The 24,593-nt window shown below is 52.6% G+C and carries 26 protein-coding genes, 2 tRNA genes and 3 pseudogenes; 21 read left to right on the plus strand and 10 right to left on the minus strand.

The features are described from left to right. Positions 1-9 precede the first annotated feature (9 nt). The 19 genes from GFC06_RS13280 to ldtA all read left to right on the plus strand — a co-directional run bounded on the left by GFC06_RS13280 (position 10) and on the right by ldtA (position 15,205). Entirely contained in the window at positions 10-642 is a 633-nt protein-coding gene (locus tag GFC06_RS13280; RefSeq protein WP_008785140.1) for a cobalt-precorrin-8 methylmutase, read from the plus strand. Further along, a complete protein-coding gene (gene cbiD / locus GFC06_RS13285) occupies positions 639-1,775 on the plus strand; it encodes a cobalt-precorrin-5B (C(1))-methyltransferase CbiD (protein ID WP_016153523.1) in 1,137 nt (378 codons plus the stop codon). The genes GFC06_RS13280 and cbiD overlap by 4 nt, the downstream gene beginning before the upstream one ends. Further along, entirely contained in the window at positions 1,769-2,374 is a 606-nt protein-coding gene (locus GFC06_RS13290; protein WP_019077093.1) for a cobalt-precorrin-7 (C(5))-methyltransferase, read from the plus strand. Before cbiD ends, GFC06_RS13290 begins: the two co-directional genes overlap by 7 nt. Continuing rightward, the gene (locus tag GFC06_RS13295) at positions 2,364-2,933 is read left to right on the plus strand and encodes a decarboxylating cobalt-precorrin-6B (C(15))-methyltransferase (RefSeq protein ID WP_016153521.1); all 570 of its coding nucleotides are present in this window, start codon (positions 2,364-2,366) and stop codon (positions 2,931-2,933) included. The genes GFC06_RS13290 and GFC06_RS13295 overlap by 11 nt, the downstream gene beginning before the upstream one ends. Then, the gene (locus GFC06_RS13300; RefSeq protein WP_003030275.1) at positions 2,926-3,699 is read left to right on the plus strand and encodes a cobalt-precorrin-4 methyltransferase; all 774 of its coding nucleotides are present in this window, start codon (positions 2,926-2,928) and stop codon (positions 3,697-3,699) included. Before GFC06_RS13295 ends, GFC06_RS13300 begins: the two co-directional genes overlap by 8 nt. Next, the gene (cbiG, locus tag GFC06_RS13305) at positions 3,680-4,735 is read left to right on the plus strand and encodes a cobalt-precorrin 5A hydrolase (RefSeq protein WP_016153520.1); all 1,056 of its coding nucleotides are present in this window, start codon (positions 3,680-3,682) and stop codon (positions 4,733-4,735) included. The genes GFC06_RS13300 and cbiG overlap by 20 nt, the downstream gene beginning before the upstream one ends. After that, positions 4,735-5,460 (plus strand): precorrin-3B C(17)-methyltransferase, encoded by a 726-nt coding sequence (locus GFC06_RS13310; protein WP_003030278.1) that lies wholly within the window; start codon positions 4,735-4,737, stop codon positions 5,458-5,460. The genes cbiG and GFC06_RS13310 overlap by 1 nt, the downstream gene beginning before the upstream one ends. Continuing rightward, a complete protein-coding gene (locus tag GFC06_RS13315) occupies positions 5,457-6,242 on the plus strand; it encodes a cobalt-precorrin-6A reductase (protein WP_047499027.1) in 786 nt (261 codons plus the stop codon). The genes GFC06_RS13310 and GFC06_RS13315 overlap by 4 nt, the downstream gene beginning before the upstream one ends. A gap of 10 nt (positions 6,243-6,252) precedes the next feature. Further along, positions 6,253-7,047, plus strand: a complete 795-nt coding sequence (gene cbiK, locus GFC06_RS13320) for a sirohydrochlorin cobaltochelatase (RefSeq protein WP_019077091.1) — start codon at positions 6,253-6,255, stop codon at positions 7,045-7,047. After that, positions 7,044-7,757, plus strand: a complete 714-nt coding sequence (locus tag GFC06_RS13325; protein WP_016156863.1) for a cobalt-factor II C(20)-methyltransferase — start codon at positions 7,044-7,046, stop codon at positions 7,755-7,757. The genes cbiK and GFC06_RS13325 overlap by 4 nt, the downstream gene beginning before the upstream one ends. After that, positions 7,754-8,491: a cobalt ECF transporter S component CbiM gene (cbiM, locus tag GFC06_RS13330; RefSeq protein ID WP_016153516.1), complete on the plus strand. Its 738-nt coding sequence runs from the start codon at positions 7,754-7,756 to the stop codon at positions 8,489-8,491. The genes GFC06_RS13325 and cbiM overlap by 4 nt, the downstream gene beginning before the upstream one ends. A gap of 2 nt (positions 8,492-8,493) precedes the next feature. After that, positions 8,494-8,775, plus strand: coding sequence for an energy-coupling factor ABC transporter substrate-binding protein (locus GFC06_RS13335; protein WP_047499033.1), 282 nt, complete (start codon positions 8,494-8,496; stop codon positions 8,773-8,775). Further along, positions 8,762-9,439 (plus strand): energy-coupling factor ABC transporter transmembrane protein, encoded by a 678-nt coding sequence (locus tag GFC06_RS13340; RefSeq protein WP_047499035.1) that lies wholly within the window; start codon positions 8,762-8,764, stop codon positions 9,437-9,439. Before GFC06_RS13335 ends, GFC06_RS13340 begins: the two co-directional genes overlap by 14 nt. A gap of 8 nt (positions 9,440-9,447) precedes the next feature. After that, on the plus strand, positions 9,448-10,263 hold the full coding sequence (locus GFC06_RS13345; protein ID WP_046275697.1) for an energy-coupling factor ABC transporter ATP-binding protein: 816 nt from the start codon (positions 9,448-9,450) through the stop codon (positions 10,261-10,263). Beyond that, entirely contained in the window at positions 10,260-11,780 is a 1,521-nt protein-coding gene (locus GFC06_RS13350; RefSeq protein ID WP_047499037.1) for a cobyric acid synthase, read from the plus strand. The genes GFC06_RS13345 and GFC06_RS13350 overlap by 4 nt, the downstream gene beginning before the upstream one ends. After that, on the plus strand, positions 11,777-12,322 hold the full coding sequence (cobU, locus tag GFC06_RS13355) for a bifunctional adenosylcobinamide kinase/adenosylcobinamide-phosphate guanylyltransferase (protein ID WP_016156859.1): 546 nt from the start codon (positions 11,777-11,779) through the stop codon (positions 12,320-12,322). Before GFC06_RS13350 ends, cobU begins: the two co-directional genes overlap by 4 nt. Beyond that, positions 12,319-13,062 (plus strand): adenosylcobinamide-GDP ribazoletransferase, encoded by a 744-nt coding sequence (gene cobS / locus GFC06_RS13360; protein WP_047415506.1) that lies wholly within the window; start codon positions 12,319-12,321, stop codon positions 13,060-13,062. Before cobU ends, cobS begins: the two co-directional genes overlap by 4 nt. 24 nt (positions 13,063-13,086) lie before the next feature. Then, the gene (cobT, locus tag GFC06_RS13365; RefSeq protein WP_016156857.1) at positions 13,087-14,151 is read left to right on the plus strand and encodes a nicotinate-nucleotide--dimethylbenzimidazole phosphoribosyltransferase; all 1,065 of its coding nucleotides are present in this window, start codon (positions 13,087-13,089) and stop codon (positions 14,149-14,151) included. Positions 14,152-14,275: 124 nt separating this feature from the next. Continuing rightward, on the plus strand, positions 14,276-15,205 hold the full coding sequence (ldtA, locus tag GFC06_RS13370; RefSeq protein ID WP_016153509.1) for a L,D-transpeptidase: 930 nt from the start codon (positions 14,276-14,278) through the stop codon (positions 15,203-15,205). Between the two features lie 23 nt (positions 15,206-15,228). On the opposite strand, the gene GFC06_RS13375 is transcribed toward ldtA, so the two are convergent. From GFC06_RS13375 to mtfA, 5 genes are all read right to left on the minus strand, one after another. Beyond that, positions 15,229-15,912, minus strand: a complete 684-nt coding sequence (locus GFC06_RS13375; RefSeq protein WP_016153508.1) for an ABC transporter ATP-binding protein — start codon at positions 15,910-15,912, stop codon at positions 15,229-15,231. A 10-nt stretch (positions 15,913-15,922) separates the two neighbouring features. Then, complete coding sequence (locus GFC06_RS13380; protein ID WP_153690254.1) at positions 15,923-17,611, minus strand: ABC transporter permease; 1,689 nt, start codon at positions 17,609-17,611, stop codon at positions 15,923-15,925. Next, entirely contained in the window at positions 17,595-18,632 is a 1,038-nt protein-coding gene (locus GFC06_RS13385; RefSeq protein WP_153690255.1) for an extracellular solute-binding protein, read from the minus strand. Before GFC06_RS13385 ends, GFC06_RS13380 begins: the two co-directional genes overlap by 17 nt. Positions 18,633-18,894: 262 nt before the next feature. Next, positions 18,895-18,970: transfer RNA gene (locus GFC06_RS13390), tRNA-Asn, on the minus strand. Between the two features lie 99 nt (positions 18,971-19,069). Next, on the minus strand, positions 19,070-19,867 hold the full coding sequence (gene mtfA, locus GFC06_RS13395; RefSeq protein ID WP_046275704.1) for a DgsA anti-repressor MtfA: 798 nt from the start codon (positions 19,865-19,867) through the stop codon (positions 19,070-19,072). A gap of 93 nt (positions 19,868-19,960) precedes the next feature. Between mtfA and GFC06_RS13400 the strand changes: the two genes are divergently transcribed. Beyond that, a tRNA-Ser gene (locus GFC06_RS13400) sits at positions 19,961-20,050 on the plus strand. Between the two features lie 66 nt (positions 20,051-20,116). Here GFC06_RS13400 and GFC06_RS23540 read toward each other — a convergent pair. Both GFC06_RS23540 and GFC06_RS23545 read right to left on the minus strand, forming a co-directional pair. Beyond that, positions 20,117-20,311: pseudogene (locus GFC06_RS23540) on the minus strand (hypothetical protein); the annotation flags it as partial. Positions 20,312-20,361: 50 nt separating this feature from the next. Then, positions 20,362-20,503 (minus strand): annotated as a pseudogene (locus GFC06_RS23545) (tyrosine-type recombinase/integrase); the annotation flags it as partial. Between the two features lie 558 nt (positions 20,504-21,061). Here GFC06_RS23545 and GFC06_RS13405 point away from each other — a divergent pair. Further along, entirely contained in the window at positions 21,062-21,199 is a 138-nt protein-coding gene (locus GFC06_RS13405; protein ID WP_153690256.1) for a hypothetical protein, read from the plus strand. A 162-nt stretch (positions 21,200-21,361) separates the two neighbouring features. On the opposite strand, the gene GFC06_RS13410 is transcribed toward GFC06_RS13405, so the two are convergent. The 3 genes and pseudogenes from GFC06_RS13410 to GFC06_RS13420 form a co-directional block, all read right to left on the minus strand. Beyond that, positions 21,362-21,610, minus strand: a complete 249-nt coding sequence (locus tag GFC06_RS13410; protein WP_072034090.1) for a CsbD family protein — start codon at positions 21,608-21,610, stop codon at positions 21,362-21,364. Between the two features lie 336 nt (positions 21,611-21,946). Further along, positions 21,947-23,056: pseudogene (locus GFC06_RS13415) on the minus strand (IS3 family transposase). A gap of 153 nt (positions 23,057-23,209) precedes the next feature. After that, positions 23,210-24,271: a porin gene (locus GFC06_RS13420; RefSeq protein ID WP_153690257.1), complete on the minus strand. Its 1,062-nt coding sequence runs from the start codon at positions 24,269-24,271 to the stop codon at positions 23,210-23,212. Positions 24,272-24,593: the final 322 nt, after the last annotated feature.

Below are 24,593 nucleotides of genomic sequence, written 5' to 3' on the forward strand. Positions count from 1 at the left end.
GACAACACAATGCAATATATCCAGCAACCCCAGGCGATTGAGGCCAAAAGTTTCGACATTATTGGCGAGATCATCCGTGAAACCCGCCCGGACTATCAGTTTGCCAGCCCGTTACATGAAGCCATTATCAAGCGGGTTATTCACACGACAGCGGATTTCGACTGGCTGGACATTCTGTGGTTTTCCAGTGATGTGCTGGAGCAGTTCTGTGCGGCGCTTAGCCGTTCGAGCGTGATTTATACCGATACCACTATGGCCCTTTCCGGGATTAATAAAACGCTGCTGGCAAAATTCGGTGGCGAATGCCGCTGCTACATCAGCGACCCGCGGGTCGTGCGGACGGCAAAAGAGCAGGGCATTACCCGGTCAATGGCGGCCGTTGACATTGCGGTGAAGGAAGAGGGTGAAAAGCTGTTTGTGTTTGGCAACGCGCCGACAGCGCTGTTCCGCCTGCTTGAGCATGATGTGGCCGTCAGTGGTGTAGTTGGCGTACCGGTTGGGTTCGTCGGTGCAGAAGAGTCGAAAGATGCACTGACCCAAAGCAATCTGCCCGCCATTGCTGCGTTAGGTCGTAAAGGGGGAAGTAACGTCGCCGCCGCGATCGTCAACGCCATGCTTTATCACATGCAGGGGGCGCGATGAGCGAGTCCTTCGATACGCCGGTGTGGCACAACGGAAAAGCGCTGCGTAAAGGATATACCACGGGATCGTGCGCGACGGCGGCGGCAAAAGTGGCGGCGCTGATGGTATTGCGCCAGCACCTGATCCATCAGGTTTCTATCGTGACGCCATCAGGTGTGACGCTGTGTCTGAACGTAGAGTCACCGCATATCGAAGGACAGCAGGCGATAGCCGCCATCCGCAAAGACGGTGGCGATGATGTGGATGCTACCCACGGCATGCTGATTTTTGCCCGCGTGACGTTAAACGATAGCAAAGAGATAACCCTTCAGGGCGGGGAAGGCGTCGGCACGGTAACCCGCAAAGGGATCGGCCTGCCGGTGGGCAGTTCGGCGATTAATCGCACACCTCGCCAGACCATTGAGTCTGCGGTTCGTGAGGCGATTGGTCCGAATCGTGGGGCGCAAATTGAAATTTTCGCGCCGGAAGGCGAAGAGCGGGCACAAAAAACCTACAACTCCCGCCTTGGCATTCTGGGCGGCATTTCGATCATTGGTACGACTGGGATCGTCACGCCGATGTCAGAAGAAAGCTGGAAACGTTCACTGTCGCTGGAGCTGGAAATTAAGCGAGCGGCGGGGCTGGAGCGTGTCGTACTGGTGCCAGGAAACCACGGCGAACGTTTTGTGCGTGAGCAGATGGGGATCGACACCCAGGTTGTGGTCACTATGAGCAATTTTGTCGGCTACATGATTGAAGAAGCCGTACGCCTGGGGTTCCGACAAATTGTGCTGGTGGGACACCCTGGTAAGCTCGTCAAAATTGCGGCGGGGATCTTTCATACCCACAGCCATATTGCCGATGCTCGCATGGAAACGCTGGTGGCCCACCTCGCGTTACTGGGGGCGCCGCTGGAACTGCTCACGCTGGTCAGCGACTGCGATACCACCGAGGCGGCGATGGAACACATAGAAGCATACGGTTTTCAGCACATTTACAACCATCTGGCTAAGCGCATCTGTATGCGCGTCCTGCAAACGTTGCGCTTTACCAAAAATCCCCCGACCTGTGACGCCATCATGTTCTCTTTTGATAATCAGGTGCTTGGAAGTAATCGCCCGGTCGCAGAGATTGCTGAGGAGATGCAATGTTAACCGTTGTAGGGATGGGACCAGCCGGTTTGCATTTGATGACGCCTGCTGCGCGTGAAGCGGTCGCAACGGCTGATGTTCTGGTCGGTGGAAAGCGACATTTGCAGCAATTCCCGGATTTTACCGGTGAACAGTTTGTTCTCGGCGCCAATATTCTCGAACTCTTGAACTGGATTTGCGCGCACCAGGAGCAACGCGTTGTGGTGCTGGCATCTGGCGATCCGCTGTTTTACGGCATCGGGACGCGCATGGTGGCGCATTTCGGTATTGAAAATGTGCGCATTATTCCCGGTATTAGCGCGGTGCAGTACCTGTGTGCGCAGTCCGGTATTGATATGAACGATATGTGGCTGACCAGTAGCCATGGTCGCAGCGTCTGTTTCGATGAACTGGCGCGACATAACAAGGTGGCGATGGTGACAGATGCGCAGTGTGGCCCGCGTGAAATTGCGCAGCAGCTCATTGCACGAGGCAAGGGACATCGCTGGATGGTGATTGGCGAAAACCTGGCAATGGAAAACGAACGGATCCATTTCCTGCCTGTGAACGAAGTTAACGCCGACTATGACATGAATGCAGTGGTGATCCTTGATGAAAGATGAGCTGTTTTTACGTGGAGAGAAAGTGCCGATGACCAAAGAAGCGGTACGTGCACTTGCCCTCTCAAAACTTGAATTACACCGCGCCAGTCACCTGATTGATATTGGCGCAGGAACCGGCAGCGTGTCGATAGAAGCCGCGCTGCAATACCCTGGATTGCGCGTGACGGCAATCGAGCGTAACCCGGCGGCGCTCAGGTTATTGGATGAAAACCGCCAGCATTTTGCCTGTGCAAACATCGACATTTTTCCCGGTGTTGCGCCGATGACCATCGCTGAAAAAGCCGATGCTATTTTCATGGGCGGCAGCGGTGGCCATTTGACTGAACTGATTGACTGGTCAATGCGTCAATTGCATCCCGCAGGGCGGCTGGTGATGACATTCATCCTCCAGGAAAACCTCAACACCGCGCTGGCACATCTGGACCATCTTGGCGTACCGGGAGTGGATTGCCTGCAGCTACAGGTTTCCTCGCTTACCACGCTTGGCAGTGGTCACTATTTCAAACCGAATAACCCCGTATTTGTTATCGCCTGTCAGAAGGAAGGAAACCATGTCTGAGATTTTTGATCCCCGTAGCGTGTGGTTTGTTGGCGCAGGTCCTGGCGATCGCGAGCTGATTACCCTCAAAGGTTACCGGTTGCTACAGCAGGCGCAGGTTGTTATCTACGCCGGATCGCTGATTAACACCGAACTGCTGGAATATTGTCCTGCTGGTGCTGAATGCCACGACAGCGCTGAACTGCATCTGGAGCAGATCCTTGATCTGATGGAAGCCGGAGTGAAAGCGGGTAAGACCGTGGTGCGTCTGCAAACCGGCGATGTTTCGCTGTACGGTTCCGTGCGCGAGCAGGGCGAGGAACTGACCAAACGCGGGATTGACTGGCAGGTGGTGCCCGGCGTCAGCGCATTCCTTGGTGCGGCGGCGGAGTTGGGCGTTGAGTATACCGTGCCTGAGGTCTCACAGAGCCTGATCATTACCCGCCTGGAAGGACGCACGCCGGTGCCGGAGCGCGAACAGCTGGAGTCATTTGCCAGTCACCAGACATCTATGGCGATTTATCTGTCCGTTCAGCGTATTCATCGTGTGGCCGAGCGTTTGATTGAAGGCGGTTATCCGGCGACCACGCCCGTGGCGGTGATCTACAAGGCAACCTGGCCGGAAAGCCAGACCGTGCGCGGTACCCTGGCGGATATTGGCGACAAGGTTCGTGATGCGGGCATCCGTAAAACGGCCCTTATTCTGGTCGGTAATTTCCTGGGCTCGGAGTATCACTACTCCAAACTCTATGCGGCGGACTTTAGCCATGAATACCGTAAAGCCTGAGTCAATTGCGCTTTTTTGCCTGACCCCGGGAGGCGTTACGCTGGCAAAACGTCTGGCGGCCATGCTGCCGGTCACCTGTTTTACCAGTGAAAAGCTGCTGGAGGAGGGATTCATTCCTTTCGAAAACGGCTTTGCGAATACCGCCCGCGAAGCGTTTGCGAATTACTCGGCGCTGATTTTTATCGGTGCGACCGGCATTGCGGTGCGCGTGCTGGCCCCGCTGGTCAACGACAAATTTTGCGATCCGGCGGTGGTGGTCATTGATGAACGCGCCCAGCATGTCATCAGCCTGCTCTCCGGTCACGCGGGCGGTGCCAATGCGCTGGCGCGGTATCTGGCGGGCATGTTGGGCGCCGATCCGGTGATCACCACGGCGACGGATGTCAACGATATGGCGGCACTGGATACGCTGGCATTTCAACTGAATGCCCGGATGAGTGATTTCCGTTCGGCGGTGAAGATCGTTAATCAGATGCTGGTCAGTAATAAGCGGGTGGGGCTGTGGTGGGATGATGAACTGACGCAGGATGTCAGTCATTGCGACCGGCGCGGATTTATCACGGTAACCGATCTCAATCAGCTTCCTGAACTGGATGCGCTGGTGTGTATCACCTTACGCACCAACTTACCCGATCTGCCGGTTCCGCACTGGAAGCTGGTGCCGCAGCGTGTTGTGGCCGGAATTGGTTGTCGTCGTGACACGCCGTTCCCGTTGCTGGCCGCGCTGCTTGCCAGGCAACTCGAAGCCCAGCAGCTCGATCCGCTGGCGCTAAAAGCGATTGGCAGTATCACGCTGAAAAAAGATGAACAGGGACTTATCCAACTGGCTTCGTGCTGTCGCGTTCCTTTCGAAACCTTTACTGCTGACGCGCTGCGTGAGCATGAACACCGTTTTCCGGCCTCATCGTTTGTTCGCAAAACGGTGGGTACAGGAAGCGTTTCCGGTCCTGCAGCCTGGCTGCTGAGCCACGGAAAACTGTTAGGCGAGACCCTGCGAGAACAGGGCGTCACTATCACTTTGGGAGTTTCACACTGATGTTAAGCGTAATTGGAATTGGCCCTGGCTCGCAGGCAATGATGACCATGGAAGCCGTTGAAGCATTGCAGGCAGCGGAAATCATCGTTGGCTATAAAACCTACACCCACCTGGTAAAAGCGTTCACTGGCGACAAGCAGGTGATCAAAACCGGGATGTGCAAAGAGATTGAACGCTGCCAGGCGGCGATCGAACTGGCGCAGGCAGGTCACAATGTGGCGCTGATCAGCAGCGGTGATGCAGGGATTTACGGTATGGCCGGGCTGGTGCTTGAGCTTGTCAGCAAGCAAAAGCTAGACGTTGAGGTCAGGCTGATCCCAGGAATGACGGCCAGCATTGCCGCCGCCTCTTTGCTGGGTGCGCCGTTGATGCACGACTTCTGCCACATCAGCTTGAGCGATCTGTTAACTCCGTGGCCAGTTATCGAAAAACGCATAGTGGCTGCCGGCGAAGCAGACTTTGTAATCTGTTTCTACAACCCGCGCAGTCGGGGTCGCGAAGGACATCTGGCGCGCGCATTTGAGCTGCTTTCTGCCAGCAAGAGCGCGCAAACGCCGGTGGGTATTGTGAAGTCAGCCGGACGTAAAAAACAGGAAAAATGGTTGACCACCCTGGGTGAAATGGACTTTGAACCGGTTGATATGACCAGCCTTGTGATTGTTGGCAACAAAACAACCTATGTTCAGGACGGTCTGATGATCACGCCACGAGGTTATGTGCTGTGAATTACGGTGATGTGTTGGTCATGGGCGGTACCAGCGATGCGCGCATGCTGTGCCAGCAACTGGACGCAGCCAATGTGGCCTACACCCTGTCAGTTGCGACGCCAACGGGGAAGCAGCTGGCGGGAGATATCAAAGGTCAGGTGCGCTGCGGGCGTCTGGAGCGCGAACAAATGATTGCCTGGCTACAGGAAAATCGGACGCGCTGGGTGATAGACGCCTCGCATCCGTATGCCGAGGTGGTGAGCCGCAACATCATGAACGCCTGCGAAGCGGCGGGGGTACTGCTGAGCCGCTATCAACGTCCTGAGCAGTTGAGCGGTTTAACTCACCCGCAGCTTCATACCGTTCAGAGTATTCAGCAAGCCTGCGAGGTTGCGCGCCGTTTCGGCGACCGCGTGCTGCTGACGACCGGCAGTAAAGATCTGGCTATCTGGCGCGAAGGGTTGCCTGAAAAAACGCTGCTGGCGCGCGTCCTACCTGTACCCGAGGTTATTCAGCAATGCGCGGACCTGGGATTTGGCGTCGGTGAGATTTTTGCATTGTGCGGGCCGTTTAGCGCCGAGTTCAACGCTGCGTTTTATCGCCAGTGTCAGGCTGATGTGGTGATCACTAAGGCATCCGGTGCGGAAGGTGGTTATCAGGAAAAAGTTCAACCCTGTCTGGATGCTGGTATCCCCTGCATCGTGATTACACGTCCGGCACCGTTGGTGACGGGAGAAGAGTTACTGGAAAGTCAGGCCGCCTTTGGGGCGCGTTTAACGCGCTGGCTGGCCGCTGCTTAAGGAGTTAGAGATGAAAAAGGCGCTTCTGGTGGTCAGCTTTGGCACCAGCTATCACGACACCTGTGAGAAAAATATTGTGGCTTGCGAGAGCGATCTCGCAGCCAGTTGCCCTGACCGCGACCTGTTTCGGGCGTTTACCTCCGGGATGATTATCCGCAAGCTCAAGCAGCGCGACGGCATTGAGATCGACACGCCGCTGCAGGCACTGCAAAAGCTGGCGGAGCAGGGGTATCAGGACGTGGCTATTCAGTCGTTGCACATTATCAACGGTGATGAATACGAAAAAATTGTCCGCGAAGTGCAAAGCATGCGCCCGCTTTTTTCTCGCCTGACGCTGGGGGTTCCGCTGCTGAGCAGCCATGACGATTACGCCCAGCTGATGCTGGCGCTGCAACAGCAAATGCCGGTGCTTGGCGAAAATGAAAAAGTGGTGTTTATGGGACACGGTGCCAGCCATCATGCCTTTGCTGCCTATGCCTGCCTCGACCATATGATGACGGCACAGCGCTACCCGGCGCGGGTTGGGGCGGTGGAAAGCTACCCGGAAGTCGATGTGCTGATTGAAAGTTTGTCTCAGGAAGGGGTGACGGCGGTGCATCTGATGCCGCTGATGTTAGTTGCTGGCGATCATGCCATCAATGATATGGCCTCTGACGAAGAGGATTCCTGGAAAACATTGTTCAATGCGGCCGGGATACCGGCTACGCCGTGGCTCAGTGGTCTGGGTGAGAATCCGGCGGTTCGCGCTATGTTCGTGGCGCATTTACAACAGGCGCTTAATGTGGCGCTGGAGGAAGCGGCATGAGCGGAAAACTGTACGCATTAAGCACCGGGCCTGGCGCTTCCGATCTTATCACCGTGCGGGCCGCACGCACGCTGGGTACGCTGGATATTCTCTATGCACCCGCCGGGCGCAAAGGTGGCGACAGTCTGGCGCTGTCGATCGTACGTGAATATATCGGCGAGCAGACCGAAGTTCGCTGCTGCCATTTTCCTATGAGTGCTGACAGCGCCGAAAAAGAGGCGGTATGGGATGACGTTGCGGCCGCGCTGGTTCAGGAAGTCGAAGCGGGTAAGCAGGTGGGCTTTATTACACTTGGCGACGCCATGCTGTTCAGCACCTGGGTTTTTTTACTCCAGCGTATTGGCTGTCCTGACTGGTTAGAAATCGTCCCGGGCGTGACCTCTTTTGCTGCGATTGCCGCGCGCTCAAAAACGCCGCTCGCCATGGAGCAACAGTCACTGGCCGTGGTCTCCTGTACCGCGCCGGAAGCGGAAATCCAGCAGGCGTTAAAGCAGCATGACAGTCTGGTGCTGATGAAGGTATACGGTCGTTTTGCGCGCATCAAAGCGCTGCTGCAACAAGAGGGTTTGTTGGGCTGTGCATTGATGATGTCTGAAGCCACGCTGCCGGGTGAACAGTGCTGGCGTCATCTCGATGAGGTGAGCGACGATCAGCCGCTGCCTTATTTCTCGACCATTCTGGTCAATAAACAGTGGGAGTATGCACAATGAAGCTTGAACAACAGCTAAAACAGCTGTCTTTCAGCGGGTTGGCTGCGGCGCTATTACTGATGGTTGTTCCTGAACAAGCGTTCGCCATGCACATAATGGAAGGTTTCTTGCCGCCGATGTGGGCGCTGGCCTGGTGGCTGCTGTTTTTGCCGTGCCTGTGGTACGGGCTGGTGCGGCTGCGCCAAATCGTGCAGGAAGATAGTCACCAAAAAGTGTTACTGGCTCTGTGCGGCGCGTTTATTTTTGTGCTGTCGGCGCTGAAAATTCCTTCTGTTACCGGAAGTTGTTCGCACCCTACCGGGGTAGGCCTGGCGGTTATCCTGTTTGGACCGGGCGTGGTGGCAATCCTCGGGGCAATCGTCCTGCTGTTCCAGGCGCTGTTACTGGCGCACGGTGGTTTGACAACGCTTGGCGCTAACGGCATGTCGATGGCGGTGATTGGCCCGGTGGTGGGTTACATGGTGTGGAAAATGGCCTGCCGTGCGGGGTTGCGTCGTGATGTTTGCGTCTTCCTGTGCGCGATGCTGGCGGATCTCGTCACCTATTTCGTGACCTCGGTGCAACTGGGCGTGGCGTTCCCGGACCCATCCGCCGGTGCTACGGGTTCAATCATCAAGTTCATGGGGATTTTCTGTCTGACGCAGATCCCAATTGCGATAGCGGAAGGTCTGCTCACCGTAATGATTTATGACCAGTTAACCAAACGGCAGTTGATTACCGCTCAAGGACATTAACGATGAAAAAGACGCTGATTTTGTTAGGGATGGTAGTGGCGCTGGTGATCCTGCCGTTCTTTATCAACCATGGTGGAGAGTACGGTGGCTCAGACGGTGAGGCGGAGAGTCAGATTCAGGCAATTGCCCCACATTATGAGCCGTGGTTCCAGCCGTTGTATGAACCGGCAAGCGGTGAGATTGAAAGCCTGCTGTTTACGCTTCAGGGATCGCTGGGCGCAGCCGTGATTTTCTACATTCTGGGTTACACCAAGGGCAGGCAACGCCGTGATGACCGGGTTTGACAGGCTTAGCTACCAAAGCCGCTGGTTTCATGTCTCACCCGTGCGGAAATTTTTGCTCTGGCTGATGATGATGATTCTGGCGTTTACTCTGCCCCCGTTGGGGCAGGGTATTGAGCTGTTACTGATTGCCGCGCTGAGCTGCTGGCTACTGCGCATTTCCTTCTGGCGCTGGTGTCGCTGGATGGCATTACCGTTTGGTTTTCTGACGGTCGGCGTCGTGACCATTCTGTTTAGTTTTAGCCGCGATCCGCAGACGCTGCTGGCCAGCATCCCCGTTGGAAGCTATTGGTTAGGCGTTAGCGCGCCAGGGCTTGTCACCGCCAATGAAACCTTCTGGCGCAGCCTGGCTGCGCTGGCGGCGACGTTCTGGCTGGTACTGAATCTGCCGTTTCCGCAATTGATTATCTTACTCAAACGCGCGCACGTTCCTCGCCTGCTCACTGAGCAGATCCTGCTAACCTGGCGCTTTATTTTTATCCTGTTAGACGAGGCGCTGGCTATTCATCGCGCACAAACGCTACGTTTTGGTTATCGTAGCTTGCCGTTGGGCTATCGCTCGCTGGCGATGCTGGTGGGATTGCTGTTTACCCGCGTGTTGATCCGCTACCAGCAAATGACCACCACACTGGATATCAAACTGTATCAGGGTGATTTTCACCTGTAAGGAAAAGTATGCTAGCCACTTCAGCGCTTTGGTTTCGCTATCAGGATGACCCGATCCTCAAAGGGCTAACGCTGGACTTTTCAACGCATGCCGTCACCGGGCTGGTCGGTGCTAATGGCTGCGGGAAATCCACGCTGTTTATGAACCTGAGTGGTTTACTGCGCCCGCAGGAAGGCGCGGTGATGTGGCAAGGCAAACCGCTGGATTACAGCAAGCGCGGCCTGCTGGCGCTGCGTCAGCAGGTGGCAACCGTATTTCAGGATCCCGACCAGCAAATTTTTTATACCGATATCGACAGCGATATTGCCTTCAGCCTGCGCAACCTTGGGGTGGATGAAGCTGAAATCTCCCGCCGGGTGGATGATGCGCTCACGCTGGTAGATGCCCAGCATTTTCGCCATCAGCCAATTCAGTGTTTAAGTCACGGGCAAAAAAAACGTGTGGCGATTGCCGGGGCGTTGGTGTTGCAGGCGCAGTATTTGCTACTGGATGAACCTACTGCGGGCCTTGACCCATCAGGTCGCACGCAGATGATTGAGATAATCAAACGCATCGTAGCGCAAGGAAACCACGTGGTTATCTCCAGCCATGATATCGATCTTATCTATGAAGTCAGCGATGCCGTGTACGTCTTACGCCGGGGTGAAGTGCTAACGCACGGCTCGCCGGGTGATGTGTTTGCCCGGACGGATCTTATTGAACAAGCGGGATTAACTCAGCCCTGGCTGGTGAAGCTGCATACCGAGCTGGGCTTCCCGCTGTGTAAAACAGAGGCTGAATTTTTTAGCTGTATGCGAGAGAACGCACTGAAGGAGGCGTCATGACGCAGGCAATAATGTTGCAGGGAACGGCATCTGATGTAGGTAAAAGCGTGTTGGTCGCCGGTCTGTGTCGAATTTTTTATCAGGATGGACTGCGTACCGCACCGTTCAAATCGCAGAACATGGCGCTGAACTCTGGCATTACGCCAGAGGGCAAAGAGATGGGCCGCGCGCAAATTTTTCAGGCTGAGGCCGCCGGTATTACGCCAGATGTGCGTATGAATCCGGTGCTGCTTAAGCCGACCAGCGATCGTAAAGCGCAGGTTGTGCTGATGGGCAAAGTGGCAACCGATATGGATGCGGTGAGCTACCACGAGTACAAACCGAAACTACGGGATCAAATCCTGTCTGTTTATAACAGTCTGGCGCAGGAGTTCGATGTGCTGGTACTGGAAGGGGCGGGAAGCCCGGCTGAGATTAACCTGCGCGATCGCGATATCGTCAATATGGGGATGGCAGAAATGGCGCAGTGCCCTGTCGTTCTGGTGGCGGATATCGACCGCGGCGGGGTGTTCGCCTCCATTTACGGCACGCTGGCGCTACTGCACGACCATGAACGCGCCAGGGTAAAAGGGGTGATCATCAATAAGTTTCGCGGTGATGTGACGTTGCTGTATTCCGGGATTGAGCAAATTGAAGCGCTGACCGGCGTTCCGGTCCTGGGCGTCATGCCATGGCTGGACGTTGACCTGGAAGATGAAGATGGCGTTGCGCTGCAAAAGGGCAAATATTTGCGCACAGACAAACGCGACATCGACATCGCCGTTGTTCAGATACCACACATTTCTAACTTTACTGATTTCAATGCGCTTGCCGCACAGCCGGATGTGCGCGTGCGCTATGTTCGCCAGCCTGAAGAGTTGGCGGGGGCCGATCTGGTTATTCTGCCCGGCAGCAAAAACACCCTGGGCGATCTGGTGTGGCTGCGTGAAAGCGGGATGGCGCATGGCGTGGTGCAATTACATCGTAATAACGTACCCGTGGTGGGGATTTGCGGTGGCTATCAAATGCTCGGCGAAACCATCATTGATGAAGTTGAGTCAGGACTCGGTACGTTGCCGGGTCTGGGCTTGCTCAATACCGTAACGCATTTTGCCCAGCACAAAACCACGACCCTGGTTGAGGGACAAATGTCCTCCTCGCTGCCGGACTGGCTGGCGGGTACCGCGGGATTATCCGTTCGCGGTTATGAAATTCATATGGGCGAAACGGCATTAACCGAGGAATGCCGGTCGGTGATGACGCTGCGTAAAGACGGTGGCAACGTGGCTGATGGCGCGGTCACTGCCGATGGCCTGGCGTTCGGCACCTATCTTCACGGTCTGTTCGACAGCGATGAATTTACCCGTGCGCTGGTTAATGGCCTGCGAGAACGTAAAGGGTTAGCGCCGCTGGATTCCACCTTCCATTACGCGCAATATAAATCGCAGCAGTTTGATCTGCTGGCGGATGCGATGCGGCAACACATCGATATTGAGAAAATTTATACCATCATGCAGCAACACCGGGAGCCAGTATGATGATTCTGGTGACTGGCGGCGCGCGAAGCGGCAAGAGTCGGCATGCGGAAGCGCTGATCGCAGATTCTCCAAACGTTTTGTATATCGCGACTTCGCAGATTTTTGATGAGGAGATGGCTGCGCGAATTCAGCATCATCGTGACGGACGTCCTGCGCACTGGCGGACAGCCGAACGCTGGCAACATCTCGATGAACTGATTACGGCAGCAAACGATCCACAAGAAGCCATTCTGCTGGAGTGCATCACCACGATGGTGACTAACCTGCTGTTTGCGCTGGGCGGTGATAGCGACCCGGATAGCTGGGATTACGCGGCGATGGAGCAATCTATTGAGGATGAAATTCGTTCGCTGATTGCGGCCTGTCAGCGTTGTCCGGCGAAGGTTGTGCTGGTCACTAACGAAGTCGGAATGGGGATTGTTCCGGAGAACCGTCTGGCACGGCATTTTCGCGATATTGCAGGACGTGTGAACCAGCGACTGGCGGCGGCGGCTGATGAGGTCTGGCTGGTGGTATCAGGAATTGGAGTCAAAATTAAATGAGTAAGTTGTTCTGGGCAATGCTCTCTTTTATTAGTCGCTTGCCCGTTCCTGCTCGCTGGTCGCAAGGACTGGATTTCGAGCACTATTCACGTGGCATTGTGATGTTCCCGCTAATTGGCGTGGTGCTGGGAGGGCTGACGGGGCTGGTCTTTATGGCGCTGCAGCCCTGGTGTGGGGTGCCGTTGGCGGCCCTGTTTGCAGTCCTCACGCTGGCGTTATTGACCGGGGGATTTCATCTCGACGGTCTGGCGGATACCTGTGACGGTATTTTTTCGGCCCGTCGACGCGAGCGGATGCTGGAAATCATGCGTGACAGCCGCCTGGGGACCCACGGTGGACTGGCGTTAATTTTCGTGTTGCTGGCGAAAGTGCTGGTGGTGAGCGAACTGGCTTTGCGGGGCACGCCGATGCTGGCGGCGCTTGCAGCCGCTTGTGTCGCCGGGCGGGGTACCGCTGTTTTACTGATGTATCGACATCGCTACGCCCGCGAAGAAGGGCTGGGCAACGTCTTTATCGGTAAAGTCACCGGGCGTCAAACCTGCGTCACGTTGGGATTTGCGGCGATCCTGGCTGCCGTGCTTCTTCCTGGCATGCGCGGCGTGGCGGCGCTGGTTATCACGATAGTGGCGATTTTTATTCTTGGGCAGTTATTAAAACGCACGTTGGGTGGGCAGACCGGCGATACGCTGGGCGCAGCCATTGAACTTGGCGAGTTGATTTTCCTGCTGGCTCTGCTCTGAGTCAGCCAACATACTGGAACCCTTATGCAGACTTTAACCTCTTTACTCCACGCAATCCCTTCACCTGATAGTGCTGCGATGCTGCGTGCACAGCAGCATGTCGATGGCTTGCTTAAACCGCCAGGAAGTCTTGGTCGACTCGAGTCGCTCGCCGTGCAACTGGCCGGAATGCCGGGTCTGAAGGGCGTACCGCATGTGAATGGCAAAGCGATGCTGGTGATGTGCGCCGATCACGGTGTATGGGATGAAGGGGTTGCCGTTTCGCCTAAAATCGTCACGGCTATTCAGGCTGCTAATATGACGCGTGGCACGACAGGCGTTTGTGTGCTGGCCGCTCAGGCGGGGGCAAAGGTACATGTGATTGATGTCGGCATCGATGCTGAGCTTATCCCTGGCGTGGTGAATATGCGCGTGGCGCGCGGCTGCGGCAATATTGCACAAGGCCCGGCGATGAGTCGTTCGCAGGCCGAGGAGCTGCTGCTGGAGGTTATCCGCTATACCCATGAGCTGGCCAAAGATGGCGTAACGCTGTTTGGCGTCGGTGAACTTGGTATGGCAAATACGACACCAGCGGCGGCAATCGTCAGCGTGCTGACCGGCAGCGATGCCGAGGATGTGGTGGGTATCGGCGCTAACCTGCCGCTTTCAAGAGTAGGCAATAAAGTCGATGTTGTGCGGCGAGCAATTGCCGTCAATCAACCGGATCGTAATGACGGTATCGATGTGCTGGCTAAGGTAGGCGGGTTTGATCTGGTTGGCATGGCGGGTGTTATGTTGGGGGCGGCCTCCTGCGGCCTGCCGGTCGTGCTGGACGGTTTTCTCTCTTATTCCGCTGCGCTGGCGGCCTGCCAGATTGCGCCGCAGATTAAACCTTACCTGATCCCGTCACATTTCTCCGCCGAGAAGGGGGCTCGCACCGCGCTGGCGCATCTTGAACTGGAGCCGTATCTCAATATGGGGATGCGTTTGGGCGAAGGCAGCGGGGCCGCGCTGGCGATGCCGATTGTTGAAGCCGCCTGTGCAATGTACAACAACATGGGGCAGCTTGCCGCCAGTAACATTGTGCTTCCGGATGGTAAGGAAGCATAGTTACGTGAGTTCCTGACCCCGCCTTATGGCGGGTTTTTTATGCAGATTTTAGTCGTAACCCACTAAAACAGATAATAAAAGCTATAATAAACGGATATCTGCTGCGGCGAAGGAAAGGAAAAAAATGCGTCGTGTAAAACTGCTTTGTTCACTCATTATGCTGCTCGTGAGTCAGAGCGCGCAGGCGGTGAGTTATCCGCTCCCGCCTGAAGGCAGTCGCCTGGTGGGGAGCCCTTTGACCATTACGGTACCTTCAGGAAACACTCAGCCGTTGGAAGCTTTTGCCGCGCAGTACGGACAGGGGTTGAGCAATATGCTGGAGGCCAATCCCGGCGTGGATGTTTTTCTGCCTAAGTCTGGCTCTACGCTGGTTGTGCCACAGCAACTGATATTACCGGATACTGTACGCGAGGGGATCGTAATCAACGTCGCAGAAATGCGCCTTTACTATTATCCCGCTGGCAGCAATACGGTTGAGGTTTTACCCATTGGCATTGGCCAGGCGGGCAGAGAAACGCCGCGTAACTGGGTGACGGCGGTAGAACGTAAGCAGGAAGCACCAAGCTGGACGCCTACGCCGAATACCCGGCGCGAATACGCAGCACGTGGGGAAAGCCTGCCGGCGTTTGTTCCTGCCGGGCCAGATAACCCGATGGGACTGTATGCGATTTATATCGGCAGGCTTTATGCCATTCATGGCACAAATGCGAATTTCGGTATTGGTCTGCGGGTAAGTCAGGGGTGTATCCGTTTGCGTAATGACGACATTAAATATCTGTTTGATACCGTACCGGTAGGGACGCGTGTGCAACTGATAGACCGACCGGTGAAATACAGCGTAGAGCCGGACGGTAGTCGCTGGGTGGAAGTGCATGAACCACTGTCACGAAACCGGTCGGAATACGAGTCTGACAGAAAAGTTCCCTTGCCAGTCACCCCCGCGCTGCGCACCTTCATCAGCGGGAATGACGTGGATATGAGTCGCGGAAATCAGGCACTGGAAAGACGCTCCGGCATGCCGGTGAATATCAGTCTGATTCAGACCCATTACTAATTTTCAAGGCGACCCTGTGACCTTTAGTCTGGGTGGGTCGCTTTTTTAATTTGATATTGTCCCTTTTTTACCACGCCAATATGGTCTGCCATTAGCTGCGCCTCGTGTTCGCTGTGTGTAACCAGCAGTGCCGTTTGCCCGGCGGCACGCAAAATATCCCGTACCTCGTTGCCAAGACGCTCACGCGTGCGCTTATCAAGGCTGGAGAAAGGCTCATCGAGCAGCAGGATTTCCGGATGCGGCGCCAGCGCGCGCGCAAGAGCGATACGCTGCTGTTGACCGCCGGACAGTTCATGCGGATAACGGCTGGCATGACTGTGCAACTCCACCATTTTTAACAGTTCCGCCACCCGGACCTGCTGCTGCTCACGCGGCATACGTCGTAACCCAAAGGCCACATTTTGTTGCGCCGTCAGGTGAGGGAATAACGCATATTCCTGAAAGACCATGCCGACATGCCGTTTTTCCGGCGGCAGATGAACACCGGAACCGGCAACGCGGCGCTGCGACACATAGATCTCTCCGCTTCTCAGCCGTTCAAATCCGGCAACTGCGCGTAACACGGTGGTTTTTCCGCAACCTGAAGCGCCCAGTAGACAGGCGATCTCTCCTTTACGTACCGACATTGAAAAACCGCTCAGCACCGATTGCTGGCTGTTGCCGTAGGCAACATGCACATCCTGGAGTCGTAATGCAATTTCTGACATTGTTACTCTCTTAACCACGGCGAGTCATCTGGTGACGCACCAACAAAATAACCGGTAGCGTGCCAGCTAAAACAATCATTAGCGCGGCGATAGCACCTTCTTCATAGGTTCCACGGGCGGCTTCTGCATACAGCAACGTTGCCAGCGTTTCGAAGTTTACCGGGCGCAACAGCAACGTTGTTGGCAGTTCTTTCATAGCATCGGCAAAAACCAGCAGGGCGCTACTCACTAACGCCGGGCGCAGCAATGGGAAATGAACTCGTGCAAATGTGCCGGCACCATTCTCACCCAACAGACGAGAAGCCTGCTCCAGCGAAGGCGGAATGCGGCCCAGGCCGGAATCCAGTGCGCCGATAGCAATCGCCTGGAAACGCATGGCACAACAAATTACCAGCAGGATCCCGGCGGACATCAGCGGCAGGCCGCGAACATCCAGTAAATCTGCCAGCCAGCGGTCGACTGCCATGGCGGGGGTTAAAAAACCAATCGCCAGAATTGTACCGGGAACCGCGTAGCCTAAAGAAGCCAGACGCATTACACCACGGCGAAATCCTGGCATCGCGTTGTCTGCGGCGCTATGCCGCGCGCTCCAGGCCACCAACATACTGACGCAAACCACCACCAACGTGGTTCCCGCGGCCAGTGATAACGTATTTTGTAATGCAGCCAGTAACGAGGAGGATATAGGGCTCTCGTCACCTATACGTTTGGCGCTTTCCCAGATTAAAAACAGCACCGGGGCCAGAAAGCCCAGCACAACCGGCAGCGAAATAACGACACCGAGTAGCCAGCCACGCCAGCCTTGCACGCGGGTGGGTTGAATTTCCCGCAGGCTACGGCTGCTGAATCCCTGTTTTCTGCGGCCATAAAATTCCAGCGTCAGAATAAAGAATATAAACATCAGCATCATGCAGGCGATTTGCGCTGCGGCAGATAAATCAGAGCGAGAGATCCACGTGGTGTATACGGTAACGGTTAACGTTTGTACCCCGAGAAATTCCGACGCGCCAATATCGTTAAGCGTCTCCAGCAGCGCCAGACTGATCCCGACGGCCAGTGCCGGGCGTGCCATGGGGAGTGCAACACGAAAAAAGGTCCCGGTTGCGCTGCATCCCAGCGTACGCGCTGCTTCCAATAGATGGGCCGGCTGGCTGATAAACATGGCGCGGGTTGTCAGGTACACGTAAGGATAAAGCACTAATCCGAGCAAGATTATTGCGCCGGAAAGGGAACGTAAATCGGGCAGACGGAACTGTCGCGGGCTGTCAAAGCCCAGTATGAAACGGATAAAGGTTTGCAGGGGGCCAATCGGATGCAGCAGATCGAGCCATGCAAAGGCAACGATGTAGGTCGGCATTGCCAGCGGCAACAGCAGCGCCCAACTGAGAATTTTTCGCCCAGGGAAATCCCATGCCGTTACCGCCCATGCGCTGCCTACGCCAATAACGCCAACCATTATCGCGACACCCGCTAGCAACAGCACGGTGTTTTTTAGCGCTGAAGGCAGTACAAATGTCATAAGATTATCCCAGTGGGATAAATCAGCCTGGGTAGCCTGCCAGATCAGCGCAACGATGGGGGTCAGGACGCCAAGCGCGACGCACAACGCGCCAAGATGCAACGGCGTTAATAATGACTGCGGCCCGGAAACCAGGCCGCGTAACGTCGGAAACTGCAGCGATTTATTGATCGAATCCAACTTTATCTACCAGCAAACTAGCTTGTTTACGATACTTCACGATCTCGGTGAGCGGCGTTTTATCGACGTCGATTTCACCGATTGTGGCGCTAATGACCGGGTCAAGCGTTACGCCTTTCAATACCGGATATTCGAAGTTCGCTTTCGCATACTGCTGCTGGGCAGGCGCGGAAACCAGATATTCCATCAGCTTAACGGCATCGGCTTTATTTGGCGCATAGCGGGCAACGGCAGCGCCGCTGATGTTGACGTGCGTACCGCCATTTTCAAAGGTTGGTTTAACGACTTTAATGGCATCGCCCCACTGACGAGCATCGCTGCCTTCTTTGGCGTTTTTCATATGGCCGACATAATAGGAGTTGGCCAGACCAATATCACAAATTCCACCGAGGATATCGCGGGCAACATCGCGATCGCCGCCGGTGGCTTTACGCGCCAGGTTAGCCTTTACGCCGCGTAGCCATTCTTCGGTTTTAGCTTCACCATGATGGGCAATCATCGCGGCGATCAGCGCCGTGTTGTAGGGGTGCTGACCGGAACGAATACAAACTTTACCTTTGTATTCTGGGCTGGCGAGCTGTTCGTAATGCCAGTTATCGATTGGCAGCGACTTCTCGGCATACAGTACGCGGGCGCGCATAGAAAGCGCAAACCACTGATTATCCGCGCCGCGCAGATTCGCCGGAATGGCGGCTTTCAGCGCTTCTGACTCTACCGGCTGGGTGACGCCAGCTTCAACCAAATCGATGAGATTTCCGGCATCGACGGTCATCAGCAGGTCGGCAGGGGAGTTTTTGCCTTCAGCCTTAACACGCTCAAGCATACCGTCTTTGATATAGACCGTACTTACTTTGATACCGCTGGTTTTAGTCCAGCTATCAAGTAAAGGCTGGATCAGGCCCGGTTCACGGGTGGTGTAAAGCGTTATCGTTTCCTGAGCGAAAGCCGGCAGGCTGACAGAGAAGAGGAGGGCAGAGGCAAGCGTGATACGGCGCAATCCGGTGCGAGTCAGAGCATTCATCGTTTTTATCCCAGAGTAATTGGAACATACAGTGAACCGAGTCGGGGCTCGTTCTTTTGGCTCGCGTACAATAAATGATAATCACTAGCACTTACAATAATTGCAAAGTTTAAACGATTTACATTTACACAACTTTAATCAACGATGTGATGCGGCATGGAATGGGGCGTTATGGCAGACTGAGCGCTTATAGAGGCAGCTTTTACACAGACGTGAAAAGCAAAAAGCCCGCTTAAGTTTCCTTAAGCGGGCTTCTTAAATTTGGCTCCTCTGACTGGACTCGAACCAGTGACATACGGATTAACAGTCCGCCGTTCTACCGACTGAACTACAGAGGAATCGTGTGAACGAGGCGCATATTACTGACCTCATCATGAGGTGTCAACAGTAAAATTAGCGCGTCATTTCAATTGGTTAATTAATCTTCAAATTCAGTGTTAATGCGTGTTTGGTGAGCGATAATCGTCGTCTCCCCGGGTATCGCGTAACCGCTCCATGGGGTTCTGGCGATAAAACTGGATGAAACGCTGCCATAAGGCAGGAAAACGCGGAGCAAATAATTCAGGAGCACTGAAAAAATACTCGGATAGCACGGCAAAGCATTCAGCAGGATCGGTCGCTGCGTAGGCATCTATACTGCACGCAGTTTCTCCAACCAGATCGATCTCATCCTGAATATTGTTCATTGCAGCATGCAGGTCGTGTTCCCAACCGGCGATATCGCGCAGGGGAATCGCCGGAATACCGCTGGCACGATCGCCATTACGCATATCAAGCTTGTGCGCCACTTCATGGATGATCAGATTAAAGCCGGAGGCATCAAAGGAATCCTGAATATCAAGCCAGTTGAGGATTATCGGGCCTTGTTGCCAACTCTGCCCGGACTGTACCACGCGTTGATTATGCACCAGCCCAATATCGTCTTCCCATTCATCGTCTACGACAAATGGGGCAGGGTAGATGAGAACTTCATGAAACCCGTCGAGCCACTCAATCCCCATTTCCAGAACAGGTAAACAGAATAGCAGAGCAATGCGCGCACTTTTTAGTGGGTCCAGCTCAAACCCCTGAAGAGCGACTACTCTTTTTTGTTGTAAAAAGCGCTCGGCCAGGGCAATAAGTCTGGCTTGTTCTTGCTCGGTGAGATTCACCAAAAGGGGAATAGCCAGGGCGTCGTCCCACGGCCAATCGTCACTCCGGGTTGCTTCTTGTTCTTTCCAGGGCCACTTAATCATCGTTTTGCTCGCAAACTCGTCACTTGAACGAAATTGACGGAACTGGGTCTGTTAAAATGCCAAATTACCTGGCATCATGGCAACCGCCAAAACGGAGAGATGCCAGAGCGGCTGAATGGACCGGTCTCGAAAACCGGAGTAGGGGTAACTCTACCGGGGGTTCAAATCCCCCTCTCTCCGCCACTATTCAAACACTTAGCACACTTCCTTTCAACGACTCATGTCACACTTGGTATAGTGTTGGTATATTCACTTGGTATAAAACTCGCCATCATCATCTTCTGATTTGCCCAATACTGGAAGATCCAATGTGGGAGAAATTTTCACTTTTCTGTCATAAACCACAACCTGGCTTTCAGTTTTGTGACCTGAGAATACTTGCTTTTACTTACTCTAGCCTTCGTAATCCGATATTCCTTTGGCTTTGAGATCATGAAAAGTACACGGCAGTTTTCTATCTGGTTTTTTTCCTGCTACAGATGACCGTTTCCCGTCCGTCCAAAGTCTTTGCAAGTTCGATGGCGTTATGAAGCCGTTCGGTCCAGACCTTTATTTGCGTAGTCCCGGTCTTTCCTTGCTGAATAAAATGCCTTCCTCGCTTATTTGCGACCATTTGAGTGAAAGAACATCAGACAACTATGCGAACAGTTTACGTACCAGCGCAATACACCCCGATACCGGGAACGCTGACCCAGCCGGTGGTAGCTCCATTACCTCCAGTGCGCTGACGTACTGCGAGATCGTAATCTGGATTAAACCTCTTCTTGCAGCAATAGAGAAGGCAAACAACCAACTTGCAGGGATTAGATAAATTGAAGAGATAAAAAGGCAGAGGCCGGTTGGAAGCGATGCGGGTAATTAGAAAGCATAAAAATAATCTCGCCCTATCGGATCATGTAAATTAATTGTAAGTGTGTTTTTTTAATTTCTCATTAATTAATGACATGAACGTGTTTGTCCGAGATAATAACCGCCTCGTTAATTCTTTATGGTTTTTTTTACTATACTATAACCACAGCGACGTGCTGGAAAATAAATTGGAGTTTTCCATGAAATTTTACTCAATGAACATATCTCCTGATCAATCTAAGAACAAGGATAGAAAAAATGATGATGAGGAAAAGAATAAAACTAAAAAAACACAAAAGTAAACATAATGCTTTGTTGTTTTCTTAGTAATTTAAAGGTGGTTTTATGACAGACCGTCCTGATATAGTTGAACCGATACCTGAAGATTTACCCTTCCCTGGAGAAGATAAACCAATTTATCCAGATGACGGAGAACCCTCAGAGCCAGAGAATCCCGAAATTGACAGGGATTCTCCTAAATGATATGTATCATAATAAACCGTCGTAATCTAGGCGGTTTATTATGTGATGAGAAATCGATGAGAACTGCGTGTGAATGAATTTAAAAAATATAAACTGTGAGTTTTTATTTTCGCTGGTTAAGTGTTCTTCGTTATAAATGGCTCGGTATGAGCCATTTATGCTTTAACGGCGGCCCAACAAAAAGCCAATTATAAATGCGGTAGTCGCGGCTACGGCGACGCAAGTTATTGGATTGGACTCTATCTGACTCTTGATGTTATCTGTACTGGTTCGCACTGCATCACTTGCTCTGGATGCGTATTTTCTTGCAGTATCATTAAATTTATGGTCAGGTGACTCCAGAGCCTCACCGTAACTTTCCTCTAGTTCACCATGAATAATATGGTTTTTATCTTTTTTTGTACCAAACATAAACTAAATCTCCAATAATTAATTATCTATAAAGTATAGCAGTTAGTATAAATATACATGGAAATCGCTGGTAATGATTTAACATATATTAAAATGTTCTAATGAACTCCATATGATATAGATTCAAGAACTATATGGAATGCTGTGTGATATCTAACCTAGAATCAAAGTGAATCGATGCCTAAAATTATTGGATAAATAGTTATGACTGTTTTTTTGCGTAGTACTGTAACAGGAAAAATCGTGACACAAGATGAATGGTTACATTCGTTAAATGAGTGGGAAGATGAAGGCGGTTCATATTATCATGTTGATGAATTTGTAAATAGACCCGTTTTAGTTCCATGCGTTTTTTGAGATCTCGGAAAATAATGGTGCTGTCGGTATTCCTCCGGTGTCATATTGTTCAGTGATTCATGCGGACGTTCACAGTTATATTCTGACACCATTTCTCCGTGATTTCCCGCACTTCATTCAGCATTCTGAAAAGATAAAAATCGAGTATTTCTGTACGGTATGTCCGGTTAAAGCGCTCAATAAAAGCGTTCTGTGTCGGCTTACCCGGCTGGATAAATTCCAGTTTTACTGCATATTTCTCTGCCCATTCAGCCAGAGCCAGTGAGATAAATTCCGGATCGTTTTCAATGCGTAGCATGACAGGATAGCCGCGATTTGCGGCGATCCTGTCGAGTACACGGACCATCCGCAGAGCTGGCAGATTCAGATCGATTTCAATCGACAATGCCTCACGGTTAAAGTCATCAACAACATTGAACGTGCGAAAACGACGGCCACAGACCAGGGCATCATGCATAAAATCGACAGACCAGCTCTGATTCAGCGCTTCCGGCGTGGCCAGTGGCGAGGGATTACGCACCGGCAACCGCTGTTTGCCCTTACGACGAAAGTTCAGCTTCAGCAGACAGTAAATACGGTGGATCCTTTTGTGATTCCACGGGTGTCCCTGCCGCCTCAGAACCTGAAAAAGTTTCGGAAAACCGTATCGTGGGTATCGCTCTGCCACTGCCTGCAACGCGACAATAACGGGTTCGTCACGCGTGGTATCCGGACGGTAAAGGTAAACCGTTCTGCTCAGGTTCAGACTCCGGCAGGCCTGACGGATACTGAGTCCAAATGTCGTTATCAGATGAGTGACCAGCTCACGCTTAAAGGCTGGTTTTAAAGCTTTTTTTCGATAACGTCTTTCAGCGCCCGGCTCTCAAGGCTCAGGTCGGCAAACATCTGTTTGAGACGTCGGTTCTCGTTCTCAAGATCCTTGATCTTTTTAATATCAGAAGCCTCCATGCCGCCGTATCTGGACTTCCAGTTGTAGTAGGTGGCTTCAGAGATACCAGCCTCCCGGCAGACATCTTTAACAGTTCGTCCGGCTTCAACCGACTTAATCACTGCGATGATCTGATGCTCAGTAAAACGGGCTTTACGCATAGCGATCTCCTTCGTTGGCAGATTGATTATGCCGGATGATCTCTAAATGTGAATGGCACGATTATGCGGGATGTTTACATAATGCCTGTGTGATTAAAAATACGCTTCGTTGAACAAAAAAGCCCGCAGCGCGGGCTTTTGAGTTTGTGGAGATTAGAACTGGTACACAATACCCATGGCAAACTGATCGTCAACTGCGTTGCCAGTAATTGCGCCGTCTTCTTTATCCAGCAGGTTAAATTTATACGCTGTGTAGACGTTCATATTTTTATTGAAGTAGTACCAGGTGCCGAGCTCGACGTAATTCACGCGGTCAGCGTTAACACCGCCGGCCAGGTCTTTACCCTGCGAGTAAACGTAACCCAGGGATGGACGCAGACCAAAGTCGAACTGATATTGAACGACTGCTTCAACGTTTTGCGTTTTGTTTGCAAAACCCTGATCGGTTCCGGTTCGGGTCATATTACGCGTTTCGCCATACATCGCTGCCGCATAAACGCTGTTGGCGTCATATTTTGCTGCCAGGGACCAGACTTCAGCGTTGCTGCCATAGCCATCAATGGATTGTTTGTCCGTACGGTCGGATTTACCATATACCGCGACGAAACCAAAGCCATCTACGTTATAGTCCACCGACATGCTGTAGCCGTCGCCATTTGCTTTAGCGTAATCGTCATCGTGATTCTTGCCCTGGTACTGCAGCGCGAAATTAAGACCCTCAACCATGCCGAAGAAGTCTGTGTTGCGGTAGGTCGCCACGCCGTTGGTACGACCGGTCATGAAATTATCCGTCGCAGACCAGGAATCGCCACCCCATTCAACCAGCATATCGGTGTAGGCTGCCGCATCGTAGGCTACGCCATAGTTACGACCATAATCAAATGAGCCGTAATCCGCATATTTCAGGCCCGCGAAGGCCAGACGGGTTTTTTGCTCCTGAGATCCTTCCGCATTGCTGGCGTCGAGGTTGTGTTCAAACTGACCAAAACCTGTCAACTCGTTGCTGATCTGGGTTTCACCTTTCACCCCAAAACGGGCGTAAGAGGTGTCAGCATTTTCACTGTTACTGCTATCCGTATTCGACCAGATGCGTTCGCCTACCATCTTGCCGTAAAAATCAATTTTATTGCCGTTCTTATTATAAATTTCAGCCGCATTTGCTGCGTTTGCAGCTAATAAGGCAGGGAGAAGCAGTGCCAGTACTTTTCTTTTCATTATGTATTCCCTTTATATAATAATTAAAATGAATATGTAGCGCTATCTGAAAGACTACATTTGAATACTATCTATGAAGTTCATTTAATTTTAAATATAACATGTAACAAATGTATTTAAGATATTTCAAGATGTTTCATTGTTGCTTTTATATAATTAAAATTGCATGGCATTTGAATTAATATAATTCATATAAATGTATTTTTATCATATAGTTATGATTTCTTTTATTCTATCTTGTTGAATGTATATTATTGATATTTGTTATTTATTTTGCATGCGAGATTATAATTGAACTGCTTGTTTTGAATAATGGGTTTAT

The organism is Citrobacter braakii (genome assembly GCF_009648935.1).
Lineage (GTDB): Bacteria > Pseudomonadota > Gammaproteobacteria > Enterobacterales > Enterobacteriaceae > Citrobacter > Citrobacter braakii.